Source organism: Terrimonas ginsenosidimutans (genome assembly GCF_022012415.1).
GTDB classification, from domain to species: domain Bacteria; phylum Bacteroidota; class Bacteroidia; order Chitinophagales; family Chitinophagaceae; genus Terrimonas_A; species Terrimonas_A ginsenosidimutans.
Genome location: NZ_JAKLTR010000001.1, coordinates 377857 through 398230 on the forward strand (window position 1 = coordinate 377857; position 20374 = coordinate 398230).

At 45.6% G+C, this 20374-nt stretch carries 16 protein-coding genes; 10 read left to right on the forward strand and 6 right to left on the reverse strand.

All coding sequences use genetic code 11. The features are described 5' to 3' along the window. Positions 1 to 270 precede the first annotated feature (270 nt). Together LZZ85_RS01580 and LZZ85_RS01585 are read left to right on the forward strand one after the other, a co-directional pair. Positions 271 to 651 (forward strand): PadR family transcriptional regulator, encoded by a 381-nt coding sequence (locus tag LZZ85_RS01580; RefSeq protein WP_237868168.1) that lies wholly within the window; start codon positions 271 to 273, stop codon positions 649 to 651. Continuing rightward, on the forward strand, positions 648 to 1244 hold the full coding sequence (locus tag LZZ85_RS01585; protein WP_237868169.1) for a hypothetical protein: 597 nt from the start codon (positions 648 to 650) through the stop codon (positions 1242 to 1244). The genes LZZ85_RS01580 and LZZ85_RS01585 overlap by 4 nt, the downstream gene beginning before the upstream one ends. A 98-nt stretch (positions 1245 to 1342) precedes the next feature. Here LZZ85_RS01585 and LZZ85_RS01590 read toward each other — a convergent pair whose 3' ends face one another. Further along, positions 1343 to 1870, reverse strand: coding sequence for a TlpA family protein disulfide reductase (locus tag LZZ85_RS01590; RefSeq protein WP_237868170.1), 528 nt, complete (start codon positions 1868 to 1870; stop codon positions 1343 to 1345). Between the two features lie 173 nt (positions 1871 to 2043). Here LZZ85_RS01590 and LZZ85_RS01595 point away from each other — a divergent pair, with 173 nt between their 5' ends. Continuing rightward, on the forward strand, positions 2044 to 2721 hold the full coding sequence (locus LZZ85_RS01595; protein ID WP_237868171.1) for a TIGR02117 family protein: 678 nt from the start codon (positions 2044 to 2046) through the stop codon (positions 2719 to 2721). A gap of 3 nt (positions 2722 to 2724) precedes the next feature. Here LZZ85_RS01595 and LZZ85_RS01600 read toward each other — a convergent pair whose 3' ends face one another. Together LZZ85_RS01600 and LZZ85_RS01605 are read right to left on the reverse strand one after the other, a co-directional pair. Further along, the gene (locus LZZ85_RS01600; RefSeq protein ID WP_237868172.1) at positions 2725 to 5112 is read right to left on the reverse strand and encodes an ABC transporter permease; all 2388 of its coding nucleotides are present in this window, start codon (positions 5110 to 5112) and stop codon (positions 2725 to 2727) included. 176 nt (positions 5113 to 5288) lie between these two features. Then, on the reverse strand, positions 5289 to 6236 hold the full coding sequence (locus LZZ85_RS01605; RefSeq protein ID WP_237868173.1) for a tail fiber protein: 948 nt from the start codon (positions 6234 to 6236) through the stop codon (positions 5289 to 5291). A gap of 292 nt (positions 6237 to 6528) precedes the next feature. On the opposite strand from LZZ85_RS01605, the gene LZZ85_RS01610 reads away from it, so the two are divergent. Together LZZ85_RS01610 and LZZ85_RS01615 are read left to right on the forward strand one after the other, a co-directional pair. After that, entirely contained in the window at positions 6529 to 7335 is an 807-nt protein-coding gene (locus LZZ85_RS01610) for an AraC family transcriptional regulator (RefSeq protein WP_237868174.1), read from the forward strand. A 63-nt stretch (positions 7336 to 7398) separates the two neighbouring features. Continuing rightward, positions 7399 to 8838, forward strand: a complete 1440-nt coding sequence (locus LZZ85_RS01615) for an alpha/beta hydrolase (protein WP_237868175.1) — start codon at positions 7399 to 7401, stop codon at positions 8836 to 8838. A gap of 139 nt (positions 8839 to 8977) precedes the next feature. Here LZZ85_RS01615 and LZZ85_RS01620 read toward each other — a convergent pair whose 3' ends face one another. Together LZZ85_RS01620 and LZZ85_RS01625 are read right to left on the reverse strand one after the other, a co-directional pair. Then, positions 8978 to 9619 (reverse strand): gluconate 2-dehydrogenase subunit 3 family protein, encoded by a 642-nt coding sequence (locus tag LZZ85_RS01620; RefSeq protein ID WP_237868176.1) that lies wholly within the window; start codon positions 9617 to 9619, stop codon positions 8978 to 8980. A 3-nt stretch (positions 9620 to 9622) separates the two neighbouring features. Further along, positions 9623 to 11314, reverse strand: coding sequence for a GMC oxidoreductase (locus LZZ85_RS01625; protein WP_237868177.1), 1692 nt, complete (start codon positions 11312 to 11314; stop codon positions 9623 to 9625). 354 nt (positions 11315 to 11668) lie between these two features. Here LZZ85_RS01625 and LZZ85_RS01630 point away from each other — a divergent pair, with 354 nt between their 5' ends. The 4 genes from LZZ85_RS01630 to LZZ85_RS01645 all read left to right on the forward strand — a co-directional run bounded on the left by LZZ85_RS01630 (position 11669) and on the right by LZZ85_RS01645 (position 15276). After that, complete coding sequence (locus tag LZZ85_RS01630; RefSeq protein ID WP_237868178.1) at positions 11669 to 12670, forward strand: hypothetical protein; 1002 nt, start codon at positions 11669 to 11671, stop codon at positions 12668 to 12670. A gap of 84 nt (positions 12671 to 12754) precedes the next feature. Next, positions 12755 to 13186 carry a hypothetical protein gene (locus LZZ85_RS01635; RefSeq protein ID WP_237868179.1) on the forward strand — a complete coding sequence of 144 codons (432 nt, stop codon included), beginning with the start codon at positions 12755 to 12757 and terminating at the stop codon, positions 13184 to 13186. A 337-nt stretch (positions 13187 to 13523) separates the two neighbouring features. Beyond that, positions 13524 to 14609: a glycine cleavage system aminomethyltransferase GcvT gene (gene gcvT / locus LZZ85_RS01640; RefSeq protein WP_237868180.1), complete on the forward strand. Its 1086-nt coding sequence runs from the start codon at positions 13524 to 13526 to the stop codon at positions 14607 to 14609. A gap of 190 nt (positions 14610 to 14799) precedes the next feature. Then, on the forward strand, positions 14800 to 15276 hold the full coding sequence (locus LZZ85_RS01645; RefSeq protein WP_237868181.1) for an SRPBCC family protein: 477 nt from the start codon (positions 14800 to 14802) through the stop codon (positions 15274 to 15276). 175 nt (positions 15277 to 15451) lie between these two features. Here the strand turns inward: LZZ85_RS01645 and LZZ85_RS01650 are convergent, their stop codons facing one another. Next, positions 15452 to 16186 carry a 2-phosphosulfolactate phosphatase gene (locus tag LZZ85_RS01650; protein ID WP_237868182.1) on the reverse strand — a complete coding sequence of 245 codons (735 nt, stop codon included), beginning with the start codon at positions 16184 to 16186 and terminating at the stop codon, positions 15452 to 15454. A 384-nt stretch (positions 16187 to 16570) separates the two neighbouring features. Between LZZ85_RS01650 and LZZ85_RS01655 the strand changes: the two genes are divergently transcribed. Continuing rightward, complete coding sequence (locus LZZ85_RS01655) at positions 16571 to 20332, forward strand: DEAD/DEAH box helicase (RefSeq protein WP_237868183.1); 3762 nt, start codon at positions 16571 to 16573, stop codon at positions 20330 to 20332. Positions 20333 to 20374 lie beyond the last annotated feature (42 nt).

Consider the following 20374-nt stretch of genomic DNA (forward strand, 5'->3'; position numbering starts at 1 on the left):
GCACCCCGTGACATGATCACCATTATCTCTGAACTAAGGTTGTAACTGTCGTAGGAATATCGCAAAGTGCGCTAAGGAAGCGCAGGGAACGCAATGAAATTTCCTTTAACACGGGATCTCTTTGCGGTCTTTGCGATTCCTTAGCGCACTTTGCGATACTCCTACGCCAATTAAGCTGAATAAAGATTTTTCGAATCCTCCACTGATTATTAACCCATTGTACAACCAATCCTCGAAAAATGTTAAGAAAACAGAAAAATACATAGAATTATGATGTATTCTGATCCGATGTATTATCTTAGCCTCATGAATTCGACAGAACTGCTGAAAGGCACGCTTACTACCATCATCATCAAACTCCTTGCGGAGAACAAGAAGATGTATGGTTACGAGATCGCGCAGCACGTAAAAACGCTGTCAGATAATAAGATCCTTTTGAAAGAAGGATCTTTGTACCCGGCGCTTCATAAGCTGGAACAGGAAGGACTCGTTGACGTGGAAAAGGTTTTTATCGGTAAACGTGTCCGCAAGTATTATTCCCTGACTCAAAAGGGAACGGCACAGAAGAAAGCACAGTTCGACGAACTGCTGGACTTTCTTCAGACCATAGAAAAAATCGTTTTCTCCAAACCCAATGTTTCCCCGCAATGACTTTATCTGAATGGCAGATCAGCCAGGTTGAAAACCGGATTGACGAGAGCAATATTGGCATTGAAGAGCTGCGGAATGATCTGATCGACCATCTCTGCTGCTGTATCGAAGCGGACATGAATGCCGGTCTGAGCTTTGACGAGGCTCTTCGGCGGGCATGGATCCAGGTGTGCCCGAATGGTGCAAAAGAGATTGAAACGGAAACCCTTTTTCTTTTACATAAAACCATCTATCTCATGAAAAAGATCACTTATCTCAGCGGATTATTTGCTTCTGTTTTTATGATCATCGGGTCATTGATGAGATTTCTTCACTGGTCGAATTCCAACAGCGTATTTGCCATCGGTATTCTTTCGTTCGTTTTTGTTTTTCTTCCTTTATTTCTCTCCATCCGATTCCGTCATTCAGCCAGCCCCGCAGAAAAGGCCGGCAACCTTGCGGGAATTGCGGGAGCAGTCATCACCGGTGCGGGAGTGAGCTTTAAAATGCTGCATTATCCCGGTGCAGATCTATTAATTACAACAGGTATCTGCCTGCTCACATTTGTGCTGTTGCCTTTCCTTTTTTACTCCGCGTATAAAAAAGCGATTTAGCGTATTCAGCCATGCTCAGGCATCTTACAGCAGGCATAATGCGGTGATCTTATTAAATCATCACCGCATTATCTATTCGGATTTGCGGCGTTTGCTTCTCAGACTTTGTCGCCCTTCACAAATCTTCTAAGCATTTTCTCCGTTAGCTTCTTTGGGGTTCCATACCAGATGATCCTGTTCTTGTCGTCGATCAAAACGGTTCTTGGAAGTGGGGTTGTTCCTTTATACTGAATCCCCAAACCACGATGAATTGATCTTGTCTGATCACTTACAACAATAGTTTCGAATGAAACTTTCTCCAGCGTTGCCTTTACCTTCTCTGCAGATTCATAGCCCACGGAAACAAAAACAATATTCTCTCCCTTCATTTTCTCCTGAAGCTTATTCATGTGTGGTACCGCTTTCAAACATGGAAGACACCAGGTCGCCCAGAATTCAAGAACCTTGTATTTTCCGGTAAAATTCGTATCGGCGGGTATATTTTGAAGCCAGTCGGTGATCGTTAGAGGAGGAGCTTCTGTTCCAAGTAGCTGCTCCTGGTATTTCATCACATCCATTGCCCCTGCATCCTCCTGCGCAAAAACATCAACGGCAATCAATAACAGCATCATAAGAAAACTTCTCATCATTTAAGCTTTGAAGTGAATGTATGAAATATCATGCTACATTCCGGACGCATACAGCAGAAGTGGCGATACCTCGTATTCCTTTGCAACAGAGTGGGGTTTTTCATTCAGCTCCAGGTTCTGCGGGTCACCTTTCTTCAATTGTCGTATAAATCTTTACAGAAAGCCGTATAATGAAAAGACTATTCAGGTTTTTATTCCGTACCCTTATTACGATTGTTGGGATCGTTTTACTTTACCTGCTTTGTGCATGGTTGTTTTCCCGCATCACCGTCAAGGCAGAGCCGGGTCAATCGCCCGACATAATGGTTTACCTGAAAACAAATGGTGTACACGCAGACATTGTATTGCCTGTAAAGAACGAATTCAAAGACTGGAGTGCAGATATTCCTTATGCGCATACGCGCAGCGGCGATACTGCCGTTTCCTATCTCGCATTTGGGTGGGGCGACAAAGCATTTTACCTCGAAACTCCGACATGGGCTGACCTGAAATTCAAAACAGCTTTTCGTGCCGCATTCGCCTTAAGCAGCACCGCGATGCACACAACATACTATCCCGCATTAAAAGAAGATGAGTCCTGCATAAAACTCGCCATGGGCGCTGACCAGTATAAACGATTGATAAAATTCATTGAGAACGGTTTTGAAAAAGACAGCTCGGGCAAACCGATCGTCATTCCTACTGAAGCCCGCTACGGTCAGTATGATGCATTCTATGAAGCAACGGGCACATACAGTCTTTTTCAAACCTGCAATACCTGGACCAACAAGGCATTAAAAGCATCCGGACAGAAAGCCTGCTGGTGGACTCCTTTTGATAAAGGGATCTTTTATCAGTACAAAAAATAAAGATCACTCATTGCGCAGCGATTTGACCGGGCTCATTAACGCAGCCTTCAAAGATTGAACGCTGACGGTGATAAGTGTGATCAGCAGGATTGAAGCAACAGTGACCACAAATATACCCGCCGGTATCGACGTTCTGTATGCAAACCCATTCAGCCATCCAGTCATCGTCAGCCAAACCAATGGCAATGCAATAAGTGCTGCAATAAATATTAATTGCAAAAATCCTTTTGACAACATAAAGACCACACCGGAGACCGAAGCTCCAACGACCTTCCTGATCCCTATTTCTTTCTGCCTTTTTTGTGCGGTAAAGGCTGCAAGGCCAAACAAACCAAGACAGGAGATCAGGATTGCCAGTCCCGCAAAATATTTAGATAATGCCGCTACGCGGTTTTCCGACTGATACATCGCCTGGTAGTCCTCATCCATAAACCGATAGTCGAACGCCAGTCCTTTATTGAATTGTTCAAATATCGTCCTGATCCGGGCCAGGGATTGTTTTTCCGTGCCGGCTTTGATCTTTACAATGATATTTGGCATTACAGGAAATGCCTGGAAAAAACACGGCTTGACCTTTTCGTACAGCGATTCAAAATGGAAGTCTTCCGTTACTCCAACGATCACACGTTGCCGGTCCCAGAATTTTACCATTTTACCAATTGGGTCAGAAAGTCCCATCGCCTTAATAGCAGACTCATTGAATACGATCTCATTTGAAGGGCTGAAGAATTCGCCCGGCTTTATTCTCAAACTCCTTCCTTCTTTCATTTTAATACCAACCGTTTCAATAAAACCATCGCCAACTTCAAGGTTTACAAAATCGATATTGGTGTTCGGATCTTTTCCAGGCCAGGAGAAGTCGCCGATATTTCCGTGACCGCCCGTCAGATTATGATAGTAGCTTGATACGTTGGTCACTCCGGGGATCTTTTTCAGCTCGTTTATAAAGCTTGATGCAGATGCAAGCTGATCGGAATCGAATCCGATCGGCAGGTCAAAATGGATTAAGTTATCTCTCTTATAACCAAGATTCTTTGATTGAATGAATGCTGCCTGCCGGTAGATGATCAACACTGTTGCGATAGCAAAAATTGAAAGGGCAAACTGGAAGACAACCAGTCCTTTTCTCGTCCAGAGCTCGGCAATGGAGGTTTTTAGCTGCCCCTTTAAAACAGCCACCGGTCTGAATCCTGAAATATACAAAGCGGGATAGCTTCCCGCAATCAATCCGGTAACAAATGTGATCGCCACCGTGGCAGTGATAATGGAAGGATTCAGGTCAAAAGAAAGTGATTTTCCGGTAATGCTGTTGAACGCCGGCATTAATGCAGCGATCAGAACAACGGCGAGTAAAAGTGCAAAAAAACTTGTCAACACCGATTCGCTCAGGTACTGCAGGATCAAGCGGCTGCGCGATGCACCCATCGCTTTTTGAATGCCAACCTCCTTCATCCGCCTTGCAGCCCTGGCCGTAGAAAGGTTCATAAAATTGATACAGGCGATCGCCAAAATAAACACAGCTGTTGCTCCAAACAGTTTTATATAAGCGATCCTTCCTCCCGTCGGTACGCCATCTGTATATTGACCATACAGATACTTATCAGAAAACCTTCTTGTAAAAAGGGTGCTGCCTGCTTTTCTGTCTTTTGTCTTCAGGTAATCTTTCAGTCGTGAATTGAACAGGCCTACATCCGCCCTCTTTTTCAGCAGTACATAAGTGCTGGGGTCACTATTGCCCCAGGCGAGGATCGTCGGACGCTTTTCTTCAAACAATGCATAGTTAAAAAGGATGTCGAACCTCTCCGATGCATTTACGGGGTTCTTTTTAAAAACAGCAATGATCCGGTAAGTTCCGTTAAAATCGTCCTGCGTCCACTCTATAGTTTTCCCGATGGGGTTTTCTTTCCTGAAGATCTTTTCTGACAGTTCATCTGATATGGCTATCGATTGCCGGTCAGCAAACAAAGTCTCCTTATTACCCCCGATGATCGGGCAGTTGAATATATTGAAGTAGTCTGCGCTGACAAACTGCCCGCCGGTTTTTAATTTCGTCTCCCCCGTTGAAATAATTCCTTTCGAACTAAACCACGATGCAGGTACAACGGTGGCGGCAAATTCAACCTCGGGCATTTCCTTTGCCAGCCCATTTGCAAGCAATCCCGGAGTGTGTTCGATCGTCTCTATTCCATTTTCGTGCGGAATGTTCTGCATTACCTGGTAAAGCTGCTCATCTTTGGAGTTGTATTTATCAACGTTGCGCTCGTCTACGATCCATAGATAGATCATCAGGGCGCATGCAAGGCCTGAAGCAAGCCCAACCAGGTTGAGAATGGTGAACTGACGGTCTTTGACAAGACTTCTCCAGGCCATTTTGAAGTGACTGATGAACATAAGGTTTAAGTTAAGGTTAAAGAGATTTTCCAACAGCCATGCCAGTAACATAAAATATTGAATGCTGCTGGATTGTATTTCCCGGGCGGCATTGATTGTCCGTTTCCGGACAGTCAGTGTGCACTTACGGGCAATGATCTGTTGCAAAAAGACCGGACAACTTAAACCTTCTGTAATTATTTCGACCTGATCAGTGAAAGTTCCTTCCGCAGGTTTTCAATTTCCTGCTTTTGCTCTATGAGGTGCAGCGTAAGCTCTTCCACTTTCTGAAGTAGTTTGATGCTCATCTCTGTTAACTCGATGCCGTTTGTCTCCATTTCCTTTGCCGAAGGGATTTCTGGAAGATGCTTATGTTCCTGTATAAATCTTTTTACTTCCTCAAGGTTTTTTAGACGATACCCGGGTTCGAAAACAAAGTCAGCTCCCGCATTGACGGTAACTTTTACTTTCTGTGCATGAATGTTACCCGCTACGACAAGTTTTTCCTGGGGAGTCAGCGTTCCGATGCCAATATTTCCGGTGTGTGTAATTGTCATCCTGGTCGTAGCAGTATTCTGATTGCCATCCGTACTTTTTCCTGTACCTAATGCTAAAGAATACTCACTTAAACCGGTATTGTAGAACTGCCCAATAAAAGCGTTGTGCTGCTGCTGGGCCGTTCCTGTCCATCTTGTAAACCGGATGGAAGGCACTTCTTCATCCACTACCAAACGGGTATTTATTTCGTGAAAGATCGGGTGACTTAATTGGATCGATCCGTTTTGCACGTGCAGTTTGCTGGTCGGGCTAACCGTACCTATCCCAACATTTCCTGACGCTTTTAAGACAAGGAAGTCTGCATAAGGACTATTCTGATTATACAGGAAAATGTCTTCCCGGTCTGTGGACCCATTGAATATTCCCATTGCATTTGCACTAAACCCGCGGTTATAAAGATTACCGCCGAGTCCGATATACATCAGGTCATTTTGCTGGAATCCCCACTTAGTGGAAGGACCGTTTGACTTGAAGCCCTGCCAGTGGGTACCGCTTGCTCCGGCGACTACATTGTCGCTGATAAATTGCTGCCCGTGGGTGTTGATCGTGATGCATAAAAGCACCGCTGCTACAGAAGAATATTTCATAAGAAATTGAATTGGATTTTGAAAAGGTTTGGTTATAGAATGGTACAGATCCGGTTTAAAAATAAAACGGCTCAAATTTGAATCGTTTTTGTTACCACTCCAAAGCACAGCAATCATTTCTTGTGTCAGAAAGATAAATGGCGCAGCTATTCCTTAGGGAAAATACGAAGATGGCGAACAGTTATAGTGCCGGGCCGGTTGCGCGCACGACGCTAAGATCACTGATCCCAGTCACAAACCTCTCCTGTAAAAGTCGGCGGAAAGTCTGGTTACAGGTTTTATCTTTCCCTAATTGATCGAGATCTTCCACGATATACGCCGCCTCTATAAGTTCCGGCAACCATGCCCGGAACTGGAAAGCCTTGTCGAGTTTTATTCAGAAACCTCCGATGAACATTCGCGGCATTGCATCGGTGATCAGCCATTCACAGTAAAACTCTTCCCCAGTTATACTCCTACGATCTGGATCAATCTCGGCGCTCCCTATCACCTCAGGAACGGAAGCGACCTGCATTTTATTTCCGCTGACCAGGACATTCTGCTTTTAAGGGATCGAATAGTAGAACGGCAAAACCTTCCTTCCGATAATATCTTCACGGTAAAATTCAATCCCGGCGCATTGGAGATCATCATGGGAGTTGAACAACGTAAACTGGTTAATGATGTATTCGATGCAAATGGGATCATTCCCGCTGAGCTATTAACGCGCATGAAGAAACAGGACTCTTTTGAGCAACGCTATCAGCTGCTCGAATCTTTTTTGCTGGACAGGTTTGTTCGCAATAAGACAGAAACCTCGCTACTTTCCCCCGTAACGCAGGCTGTTACCAGCTTTATCAATTCAGGCATGAAGCTGCAAACAGAAGAACTCGCCCAGCAATTATTTGTTTCTTCAAGAACATTCAACAGATATTTTCACGCTGTTACCGGTACGAATCCCAAAAGCTTTCTGGCAAGTATCAGGGCCAGAACAGCATTAACTGCTTATAAGCAAAACCGAACGTCATTCTCCGTATATGATTTCGGTTATTTTGATCCGGGTCATTTTTACAAAGATGCATTCCGCTTCACCGGAATGAAACTCTCCGCGATCCACTGATTGTCCGTTTTTTACTTTTTTGCGCAAGCTGCAGGTCTTTCCTTTGCTGTGTCAATCGTTGTTATGAAAAAGTATGGCCCTTTCTTATTAAGCATTTTATTCTCAACCCCTGTCTTATCCCAGGAAAACAGATCTGTCATAGAAGTCACGGGTTGCCCGGTGAAGATCGGACCAGGGGTGGTCAGCGTATGCGGATATCTTGTCGCCCCGGAAAACCGGAAAAAGCCCGCAGGGAATAAAGTGAAAGTGCCCTTTATTTTTGTGAGAAAGGCGCAAAGTTCTGCTACAAAGAATATCACGCTGTTCACAACGGGTGGACCGGGATACAGTACCGTCAGTAACATAGACAGTATTGGAGAAGGTTCGGGGTGGCTTGCCTATGGAGGCTTTATCGCCTTTGACCAGCGGGGCTCTAAAAGGTCAATCCCGAATCTTGAATGTACAGGCGTTTCTGCCGCCATTCAACGAAGCTACCGGGAGGGACTGGACCGTGATAGCCTGTCGCTTATCGCGATCAGGCAATGCCGGAAAGAGTTCACCTCCCGTGGTATTGATCTGTCTTCCTATACGACAATTGAAAGCGCAGCCGACATCAACGACCTCAGGATTGGACTTGGCATCGACTCGTTGAATTTGGTTGGCATTTCTTACAGTGGCGGATTAATGCTGACTGTTGCAAGAAACCATCCCGAAGCCGTGCGCACATTGGTGTTAGGGTCGCCCTTACCCGGCTTTGTAAACTATGAAGAACAGGCATTGTTCAATATAAATGAAGCGCTGGAAAACTTCTTTGATTACTGCAACTCCGATACAGCAGTGATCAGACAATACGGCGATCTCCGGAGCAGGTTCAGGACTTACTTCACCAGTATCACAAACAAAGCGTTCCATTTGAAATACAGCGACAAACAAAAGAATGACTCGTTTTCTGTAAAATATGGCAAGGAGGAGCTGATGGAAGTGATCCTTAATGGGCTTTCAACAAACGGTTTCAGCCATCTTCCCAAAGTCATGTCTGACATTATAAATGGAAATCATGCCGCACATGTCACAAACATACTGGATGGCATTTTCTCATCTGACCAATCCCTGTCTCACGGTATGCGATACTCCTTGTATTGTACAGAACAGATCGCTTATGCGGATCCAGCTTTGATCAAAAAGCAATCAGGCATATTACCCTGGCTCGCCGGGTTTTCCTTCAATAATGTTGACCATGAAATCTGTAAGTGCTGGAATGTAAGATCAGAATCGCCGGTGGCCAAGACCCCTGTCTATTCAGCCGTGCCGGCATTGATCGCTGCTGGAGATATAGACCCGTGGTGCAGTCCGTTTTATAACAGGCTCATCAAACGTACAATGCCCAATGCGCAACTCCTGTTCTTTAAAAAACGAGGACATGTTCCGGGATACGGAGCTGATGGCGTTGATTACCTTGGCGCCTTCTTTGCAAATCCCCTTCAACCGCTAACCGTTAAATCAGTCAAAGTCTGGAAAGAATAACATTCTATGCCAACGTGTTAAAGCAGGAAAGACATTCACAGATTGCCTGTATTCTTATCGCCGGCGTACCTTTCACCGGCAGATGCGGCAAGAAAGCATTTAGAGCATTGTTTCTTCTAATGCCAGGCCGGATTGTTGGTTATTTACTCGACCAGGCTTTATCTCCTTTTTTGTACTCCATGGCGCCGTCATATCTTCCCGGTACTGCCACATGCCGTAACGCCTGAGTAGCACCTGTTTTGGAGGTAAAGAATCCGATCATCACCAGTTGCTTCATCATGGTAAAATAATGTGGTTGCATTCTCTCCTTTTTAAATTGAAGATCGCCTTTCTCCTGTGCCTGTGTATATAGTTTGCCCTGCTCATTGTCGAACAGTGTTTTCTTTTTGCTGTAGTCTTTTGCTTCCTTGTCCAGCGCTATCAGGAATTGCTCTCGTTGTTGTGCCGTTGCCTCCAGGAATGTTTTACCCTGCATTTTTTTACAGGCCAGATCCAATTCTTTTATCCCTTTTTGGAAGGTTTGCTGATCATCCGTTTCGTAACAGTCCCGGATCATCACGTTGATGAACTTACCCACTTCAGCAGCTTTTGCACCGGGACTAGCCGTTGCCGGCAAAATAGTTTCACCTACCTCATCGAGAAAAGCGATCTCCTCTGCGGTAAGGGATGCAAAGGCTGTGTTGCTGTCTGTAGTATTACAACCGGATAAGAGCAATTCACTTCCGATCAGTACGCTTCCGGTAGCCATCGTTACGAGTCGTAATAATTCTCTTCGATTCATATTTTAGAGATTACCTTTTTTTAATTCACCAACGGCATAGTCTGCTGCTCTTGCTGTTAATGCCATGTAAGTAAGTGATGGATTTACGCAAGAAGCGGAAGTCATGGCGGCACCATCTGTCACGAACACATTAATGGCATCCCATACCTGGTTGTGTGCATTGAGAACGGATGTTTTAGGATCGCGTCCCATCCGGGCGGTGCCCATTTCATGGATCCCCATGCCGGGTTGATACTTTTCGTCCAGTTCCGGTTTGATCTTTTTCACGCCGGCCGCTTCAAGCATTTCAATCGCATCATTCATCATATCCTTCCGCATGCGGCGTTCGTTTTCTTTGATCTCTACATCCATGTCAAGAACTGGAAGACCCCATTTATCGGTCTTATTCTTATTAAGGGTCACTTTGTTTTCATGATAAGGCAGCATTTCTCCAAAGCCGCTCAGGCCCATTTTCCAGGAACCCGCTTCGCAGGTTGCATCTTTGAATGCGCCTCCGATGGTAAGCTCTGCCACATCGTGTTTCCATCCTTCGCGGCTGGCACTGCCCTGGTATCCAAAACCGCGAACATAGTCCCGCTTATCATCGTATATGTTACGATAGCGGGGGACATATATACCGGTTGGTCTTCTCCCGAAAATGTATTTGTCTTCATAACCTTCCACAAACCCTGAGGCTCCTGCATTCAGGTGATGATCCATCACATTGTGTCCGAGCTCGCCGCTGCTGCTTCCCAAACCATCGGGCCAGATCCCGGTAGCAGAGTTCATCAGCACCCAGGTTGAGTTCAATGCCGATGCATTCAAAAAAATGATCTTCGCTTTGTACTCATATGTTTTATTTGTTTCCGCATCCAGTATTTCAACACCTGTCGCCTTCTTTGTATTCTTGTCATACAGCACCTGCTTTACGATAGCAAAAGGGCGAAGTGTAAGGTTACCGGTTGCCATCGCCGCAGGAAGTGTTGCCGATTGCGTACTGAAGTATGCCCCATAAGGACACCCTCTCCAGCATCTGTCGCGATACTGGCAGTTGATCCGCTTCTGTTCCGGCTTTGGTTGTGTGATGTTGGCAGAGCGACCGATAAAGAAATGCCGCTTGCCTTCGAACTTTTCTTTGATCCGCTTCGCTACGTCTTTTTCTACAATATTCATGTCCATTGCCGGAAGGAATTCACCATCCGGCAATACATCAAGGCCTTCTTTACTTCCCTGTATACCTGCAAATTTTTCTACATAGCTATACCATGGAGCAAGATCATTGTAGCGGATTGGCCAGTCGACACCGATGCCTTCTTTTCCATTCGCTTCAAAATCCCATTTATTGAATCGATAGCTTTGCCGGCCCCATGTCAGGGAACGCCCGCCTACCTGATAGCCGCGGAACCAGGCGAACGGTTTTGTTTCAGTGTATGGCGACTCGCTGTCTTTCGCCCAGAAATCAAGGTTCGCTTCGTTCAATACATAATCGCGACGCAATACAGGATAGTCTTTCAACATCTGCACTGTGGGGCGGTTTGTTCTGTGCTCAAATTCCCATACTTCTTTATTGGCGTTCACATAATCCTTTACGTGTTCTACATTGCGGCCTCTCTCGAGAAGCAATACTTTGAGGCCCTTTTCTGTGAGCTCTTTCGCAGCCCATCCTCCGCTGATACCCGAGCCAACAACAATTGCATCGTAAACATTATCTGCCATAATCGGTGATTTATTTAGCGCAAACCAATATACGCTGATGTGGATCTTTTTTACGTTAACAGAACGACAAATTACATAATTATTTCTATTTCCGGGTACGTTACCGGGAAATGGATTTTCGATCCGATTGTTCTTCCGGTCTGGTTACCCACCTCGCATCTTTTATCAGGAAAGGTGCAAACCCGTATGGGCACTTAAGAGTAAGCTCCTATATTTCTGATGCTTTAAAATAATGTTTATCAACACTCTTTGAAATGTATGCCGATTGTTTTTATTTGGGATCTCTGTATAAAAAAGTCGGGTTCAACCAACACACTTCCGCTCAATTTTTATCAATCATAAATACACCTTACCATGCAAGCCACTATTTTCCGACAACTCTTTTTCATACTGTTCATTCCATTTACAGCAAAAGCTCAATGGGGTAATTCCGGTACAACGGTAAATAACAATGGAAATGTTGGCGTTAACGCTCCTACGCCATTGTATCCCCTTCATGTAAAAGCGTATAACAACTTTGGGTCGGCAGGAACGTATTTGTGGGGTCAGGGTTACGGAACGGCAGTGGGTGTGGCAAACCTATCATCGTCTTCCTACGCCTTTGCAGTATATGGAAATTTTAATGAGGACGGTAATCCGTTGGCAGGACATAAAAGCCTGATGTATGTGCGGGGTGATGGCAACGTTGGTCTTGGAACAGCCACGCCTTCAGAAAAGCTTACTGTTGACGGTAATATTCAGCTTGCCGGATACGGTAAAATTCAGATACTCGACAGGGCCGCATTACAGGTAGTTCTTTCACAACAAAATAACTTCACGCGTTCCATCCTTGCACAAAACCTCACCTGGGATTTCTCAAAGAATAAATGGGTGATCTCCGATGCGGCATATCCGGATTTCTCAATGATGAGATTCGAAAACGGTGGAGACATTAGTTTTTATGCCGGACAACCAACTGGCCAAACGGAATTAACCAACCTGGAAATTTCTCCTTACTCCCGGATGACAATAGGAGTAAATGGTAATATCGGTATTGGTACTGCCCCACTGACCGATCATAAACTTGCCGTTAATGGCACGGCTCTCTTCACAAAAGTAAAAGTGAAAGCATTCAGTAACTGGCCCGACTATGTTTTTAGCCCGGACTATAAATTAATGCCTCTGAAAGACGTGGAAAACTACATCACACAGCACCGTCACTTACCAGGCGTAGTTCCCGCAGAAGATGTTGAGAAAAATGGTCTTGATCTGGGAGAAAATCAAGCCATCCTTTTACAGAAGATCGAAGAGCTCACCCTGTATATTATCCAGCAACAAAAAAAGATAGAAGAGCTGGAAAAGCGCATGAACAAATAGCATTTCTTCTTCTTGCTGTTCTTACCCATTTTTCTTTCTCTTAAGGAAATGGGCGGAGCAGCAAGAAAAAGGGCACACAATTGTATGCTCTTCATTTTTGTTTATATCTTTCTGTCTCATCTTTGTTTCAATATGAAGTACTTTTCCCTTCTGTTACCGCTGCTGATCTGTTTGCAGCTTCAGCAAACTACCGGCAAAGGTTTTTATTACTGTATCGATCATAAAGAAAAGAAAGTGTATCATAGCACTGGTGACGTCACGATAAAGAAAGGGCTTCAGAAAGACGAGTACTATCAGTACGGCTTCATGAAGCAGAAGGGGTGGATCAATCGCAGCTGGGAAGGACTTGAGTATAAGTTGCTTCTTTATCCGAAAACCAGTTTCGAAAAAAGAAGCAAACAATCTGCCGACAGCCTGTTCAGCATTTTAAGAGCAAAAGGCTATCTTAATGAGAAAGTGCCAATGCCTTACCCGATGAAACCATACAACAACTACAAAAAAGATGGCACGAATTAACACCCGGGCATAGATCCATTAACGGTCCTTAAGCCAACCAATATTGACCCTCCAGGTAAACCCGGCCTGCAACACCCTGGGCTGGAGCAGCAAATAGAAAGCGTTTTTTCTTCGGTACCTTCTCATTGCTTTCTCGGTCTTCCTACGGTCTCGCTACGTTCTTTCTACGCTCTATAAGCGTTCTGAGCTCCGGACCCGTCCGGGACTGGATTAAATTTCAACGTTCGTTTTGACGTTGTGTAATCGCCACAACAGTTGACTGAAGACCGCACCCCGGATTCTGCTTACGGTTCGTCTCGCGGAAACCGTACATTTGCGCATCTATAAACAATCACATATGAAAAAGACCCCGTTTACGGAAAAACACATAGCGTTTGGCGCCAAGATGGCGGAGTTCGCCGGGTACAATATGCCTATTTCTTATTCAGGTATCAATGACGAACATGCAGCCGTCCGCAAGAATGCCGGAGTGTTTGATGTAAGCCACATGGGCGAATTCATCCTTAAAGGAGAGAATGCGCTTGACCTGATCCAACGTGTAACCACTAACGATGCTTCCAAACTGAAAGCCGGACAGGCCCAGTACAGTTCCCTGCCAAACAATAATGGCGGGCTGGTTGATGACCTGCTGGTTTACTGCATCGAAGAAAACAAAGTGTATATGCTGGTGGTTAACGCATCAAATATCGAAAAAGACTGGAATTGGATCAGCCAGCACAATTCGAAGAATGTTGAAATGCATAACGTTTCTGAAAAAACCGGCCTGCTGGCCATTCAGGGACCAAACGCAACCAGTATCCTGCAGCCACTGACAGAGATCGACATCATGAATATGAAGTATTACACCTTCGCAAAAGGCAGATTTGCGGGTGTTGACAACGTTTTGATCAGCGCTACCGGATATACAGGAGCAGGCGGCGTAGAGATCTATTTTGAAGACAAGGACGATTGTGCGGAAAAGATCTGGAATGCCATTTTTGAAGTTGGCGCCGCACAGGGGATCAAACCGGTAGGCCTTGGCGCGAGGGACACACTCCGCCTCGAAATGGGCTACTGCCTTTATGGGAACGATATCGATGACGGCACTTCTCCGATCGAAGCTGGCCTCAGCTGGATCACCAAGTTTACAAAAGACTTCCCGTCCAAAGAACTGTTTGCTGAACAAAAAGCCAAAGGCGTTGAAAAGAAACTGGTGGGTTTTGAAATGATCGATAAAGGAATTCCTCGCCATGGCTATGAGATAAAGGACCACCAGGGCGCCACGATCGGTGTGGTTACCTCCGGAACACAATCTCCAAGCCTCGGCAAGGCGATCGGTCTTGGCTACGTAAGCACAGCCTTTGCAGCGATCGATTCAGACATTTATATCAAAGTGAGAGACAAATTATTGCAGGCAAAGGTTTCCAAAATACCTTTTGTATAAAAAGACTCTGGTGGGATTTTTGATGTAATAGCCTTCGCTGAATGAATTTGCCCTATCGGCAAATACGTGGCGAAGGCTATTACACTTCCTCTTTGTTCAGGTCAGCGGACAGACCGCCCAACCTTCGCAAAGCAGAATGGGTAAGCCGAAAATTCCATCCTAATGCAAAACCAAACTCTGTAAAGCGACTATGCCTACCATCCATCTGACTACTTTCGTTGCCGCCCCGGTAGAAAGAGTATTCGATCTCGCCCGCAGCATCGACCTGCACAAACAATCCATGACCAAACATAAGGAAGAAGCCGTTGCCGGTGTTCGCTTTGGATTGATCGAAAAAGACGAAACTGTTACCTGGAAAGCAAGGCATCTCTTTAAAGACCGTATTCTCAAAACCCGTATCACAGAAATGAAAAAGCCGGAAATGTTCACCGACGAACAGGCTGAAGGCGATTTCAAACTATTGAAGCATGAGCACCATTTCAAACCCTGTGATAACGGAACGATCATGATCGATATCCTCAATTTTGAGTCACCTTACGGAGCCGTCGGCAAAGGCTTTAATAAAGTCTATCTGACCAGGTACATGAAAAAACTGATCGAAGAACGGAATCTGGTGATCAAGAAATTTGCAGAAGGGTCCGACTGGAAAAAACTCCTGGAACGCTAATGATCCGGAAGGGCCGCGAATTGACACGAATGCAGCAATAGGGGCAGGGTTTCCTTGCAGGTCATTCCTCAAAACACTTAGAAAATGCGCGTGAACCCTCTTCTGATGAGGAACAAGAACACGTCAAAGCCCCTGCAAACCTCGTGTTCAGCCTCCCCAACACACTTTAAATCAATCACTTCACAGTTTCCACGACTAGCCGGCCCTCGCGATAGACCGGTAATACGTTCGCTCCATCTTCTGTAAGGCAGAATTTGATATCGTCTATCAACCCGAACCTTTCCACCAGGCGGTGGTAGTGAGTAAGCTTTGTTGCAAAGCCCATCAGGTTATTCTTGTGTTTATTATACATTGCCTCTGCCATCAGTGAACTATCGCAGTGGATCTCAAAGTGTTTTTTGATACGGGTGATAACAGCTCCGGCAAACAAAGTGTCTTCAAGGTTGAAGCGGTCTTTCCAACCCGCGCATCCCAGTACAACATTCTTATTCTGCGCGAGCAGGAATTCGCAAACTGCGGAAAGGTTTGGAAAAGAGCCAGACACGATGGTATCCGCGCCTCTTTCAAGGGCCATATGAAGCAGCCTTGTACCATTCGTAGTAGTAAGCACCAGGGTACGGCCACCTATAAATTCGCGATTATATTCTAATGGGGAGTTTCCATGAGCAAGACCTTCGGCAATCTGCCCGTCACGTTCACCTGCGGCGATGCCATCGATATTCCGGCTGATCTCGATCGCCTTGGGCACCGAATCAACAGGAATTACGCATTTGGCGCCATTATAAAGGGCTGAAGATATGGTCGATGTGGCACGAAACACATCAATGATCACCACCACGCTATTACTCAGATCATACAAATGCAAAAGGGCTGGCGACAGTGACGTGTGCAAAGTTGGCTTACTGCTCATAAATTTTTTCAGGCCGCAAAGGTACGGATTTCAGAGATGGGAATGGCCCCTGTTTGTTCGATGGCCGATGAGCGAATGGCCGATGGCCAGATTTCCTGACTTGTTAAATTAAACCAATCCGTCGATAGCGTTTGTTCGAAAAATAATATCCAGCTCCGGCTATCAAGGTCGGCCATCGGCCATCGCTTCCCTCGGGGCAAATCTTCTAAGGTACCTCTTTTCCCCCTCCAAAAATTATTTATTATTTATGCGTTTTTGCAAGGAAATCCGGCTCACATTCCTTTAGATTTGCCGATTGCCCTCGCATGAGAAATATAGGGCAATAGCCTCACAGTCTAAGCCTCCGGCGCTGTGCCCGGCTTATTGTTAACCGGAAATTGAACTATGGCTTTACCTCATTTGCTCAAGTACGTTTACACTCATGGTACGGATGAAGTGATCCGCCGCGGTAAAAAAATTCACGCGATCGGATTTGTGGAATTGATAGAGTATGATGATCTCTTCGGCTCTGCCGTATTTCGTGTAAAAGACGATAGCTACTCCACCTTTTACAAGGTTTATATTCAGAAATTCAAAGACCCCAAAGGTCTTTCACTGCGTTGCAGCTGCCCGTATAATATCGGTGATATCTGCCGCCATGAAACAGCCTCCCTCTTTCAGTTGCAGGAAATGATCGATAAAGGACATCTGCAAGCGGAAGAAGTAGAATATGATCAGCGACATACGGTCGCGAAGATGAAGTCCATCGAACTTAAAACACTTCGACTTCTCTCATCTCCCACCGTTTTCTCAGACGCTGAAACCTATTTGCGTACGCAAAAGGCAACGATCGAGCTGGCCGAAAACGAAACCGTAAAAGCCGCCGTTCCTTTAGATGGTCAGATCTACAAAGTGCTGATCCGGAAAAATGAGGAGCGGAACTTTGATACAAGCTGCGACTACCAGGATACCGAGCATCCGCTCTGCCTTCCTAAAGTGATCGTATTCCTTCAGCTGCTGAACGCTTTCGGCGCGAATTATTTTGATAGTATCCGTAACTGGGATAAAGAAAAGAATAAGCTGCTGGAAGCCTATGGCTATTCCCTCGCAGATGATCTGAAAGGAAAATTCGAGTTCGTATATAAAGAAGGAAAACCGTTTCTCCGCGTGCTGGACACGGGTATCAAACGTGTCGCAACAGTCGCGGCACCGGTTAAACCTGTTCTGATCCCACAGAAAGAAAAAGAGATTGAGATTCCGGAAGAAGAGGAACCGGAAAAACCAAGACCGTCGCAGCGTCTCGGTGTGATATTCAACCTGAATAAAAAGAACTATCCCTATTTCACCGTCGATGCAGTGATTGGAGAATCCAACGCGGCTGCCGATGGCTTTGCCGGCAAAGTGGAAAAACCTGATATCAGCAGATATATTGATACAGATAAATTATCCGAAGAAGACAAGCAGGTGCTTACGCTTCTTCGCAAATTGCAGGAAGCTGAGATCAATAAATATATCAGCCGAAATTCTCCTTTCTCCGGCATCTGGGAAAATATCATTCATCAGGAAGATGATGATATCCCTGCTGAAACAAAAGAGCTGATGGCGGAATACCTTTTTCCCCGCCTGAAAAAACTCTGTACCGAACAGGCAGAGAATACCCTCTTTTTTGTACTGGATGAGGGCAAGCTGTTCAAATCGGCCAATCTTACGCCGCTTCAGGTATCCGCGGAAGAAGCAAAGCCGCATTTTATCATCAAAAAGAATGGTAATTACTCTATCCAGTGCCGTGTTCAGGCGGGTAGCATGGAATACGATCTTGGCGAGAACGAAACACAAAGTCCGCTTTTCTTTCTTTATAACTACCAGTTGTTTCTCTGGAAAAGCAATGAAGTTGTCCATCTCGCAGAAAAGTTTCTCCCTTCCGGTAAAATAGATATCGAGGAGGATGACTGGGAGAAAACAATGCAGGAAATGATCCTTCCTCTTGCAAAGGAACATAAAGTTGATTTCGATAAAAGTCTGATCAAAGAAGTAAAAGACGGGGAACCTGAGGTAAAACTGTTCCTGCTTGAAAAAGGCGACTATCTTATATTCCAGCCTTCTTTCTCTTATAAAGGTTACGAGACAAAAGCCAAGGATCGTGATGAGATCGTAGTACCACAGGGAGATAAGCTGCTGATCGTACACCGGAACCGCGAGGCTGAAGGTGTGTTCATTGCGAAACTCCAGAACCTTCACTCAAACTTTATCACGAATGAAGAGAACGGTTCGCTGGCATTGAAAGGTTCGGACGTTTTGAAAAACAACTGGTTCTTCCTTTTTGTGGATGCGATGAGAGACATGAAGACACCGGTCTTTGGATTCGAAGCACTCAAGAACTTCCGTTTCAATACAGCCAAGCCTCAGACCAAGATCTTTATCAGCAGCAATACCGACTGGTTTGATGCAAAAGTGGATATCGTCTTTGGTGATCAGAAAGTAACGGTGGCAGAAGTTAAACGTGCGCTGGCAAATAAGCAGCAATTCGTTCAGCTGAATGATGGCACCCTGGGGATCCTGCCGGAAGAATGGCTAAAAAAGTATTCCCTGCTCTTCCGGGTGGGTGAAGGCAACTCCAACAACCTGAAACTTTCCCGCTATCACCTGAGTGTGGTGGATGAGCTATATGAAAACCGTGATGAAGAAGAGCTGGTTGTTCAACTGGAAGAGAAATATGAGAACCTCCGCCAGTTCAACCAGATAAAAGAAATTGAGCCGCCAGAGCATTTAAGACCGATCCTTCGCCCTTATCAGGCAGCGGGATTTCAATGGTTGAATTATCTCCGCGAGATCAAATGGGGTGGTATCCTTGCTGATGACATGGGTCTGGGTAAAACCGTTCAGGCTCTATCTTTCCTTGAGCACCGCCGGGCAGAAGAAGGTGGGATCAAGGCGCTGGTTGTTTGTCCCACTACGCTGATCTATAACTGGGAAAGTGAGATCCGCAAATTCACCCCAAAGCTTACGTACCGCATTCACCACGGAGCCACGCGCACGCGTACCCGTGAAGAGATCATGGATCATGACGTAACGATCACTACTTATGGCACACTGCGGAGTGATATCAAGCTGCTGATGAGCGTAACCCTGGATTATGTCGTACTTGATGAAAGCCAGGCGATCAAGAACCCGTCAAGCAAGGTAACCAAAGCGGCCTGCCTGCTAAATGCGAAACATCGCATTTGTATGAGTGGTACTCCGCTGCAGAATAATACGTTTGACATCTTTGCGCAAATGCACTTCCTGAACCCGGGAATGCTTGGCACAATGGAATTCTTCCGCCAGGAATTTGCGATCCCGATCGATAAGTTTGGGGAACAGGACCGGAAAGAGCACCTTAAAAAGATCCTCTACCCGTTCATCCTCAGAAGAACAAAAGAACAGGTAGCAAAAGACCTTCCTGAAAAACAGGAAATGATCCTTTGGTGTGAAATGGAAGATGAACAAAGAAAGATCTATGATGCTTACCGCAATGACTTCCGCGACAGGATCCTCGGCACCATCCAGGAACAGGGTATTCAGCGCTCGCAACTGACCATCCTTCAGGGCTTGATGAAGCTCCGCCAGATCTGCGATTCGCCGGCAATCCTGAATGAAGAAGAGAAGTTTGATAATCATTCCATTAAACTTGAAGAGCTGGGCCGTGAGATCACAGAAAACATCAGCAATCACAAGGCACTGGTATTCTCGCAATTCCTCGGCATGCTCGCCCTGATCAAAGGCAAACTGGATGAACTTGGTGTTAAGTATGAATACTTTGACGGTAGTACTTCTGCACCTGACAGAGAAAAAGCTATTCAAAGCTTCCAGAATGATGACACGGTTCGCGTATTCCTGATCTCATTAAAAGCCGGTGGTGTGGGTCTTAACCTTACCGCAGCCGACTATGTATACATCGTTGACCCCTGGTGGAACCCGGCTGTTGAGCAACAAGCCATCGACCGGACTCACCGTATTGGACAAACAAAGAACATTTTTGCATACAGGATGATCTGCCGCGACACGATCGAGGATAAGATCCTTCAGCTGCAGGACAAGAAACGCGCTCTGGCAAAAGACCTTATCGCAGACGACTCGTCATTTGTTAAGAGCCTGACGAGGGAGGATGTGGAGTACCTGTTCAGCTAAGTAAGAAAGCAAAATCCAAAAGTAAAAACTACAGTCCCCTGC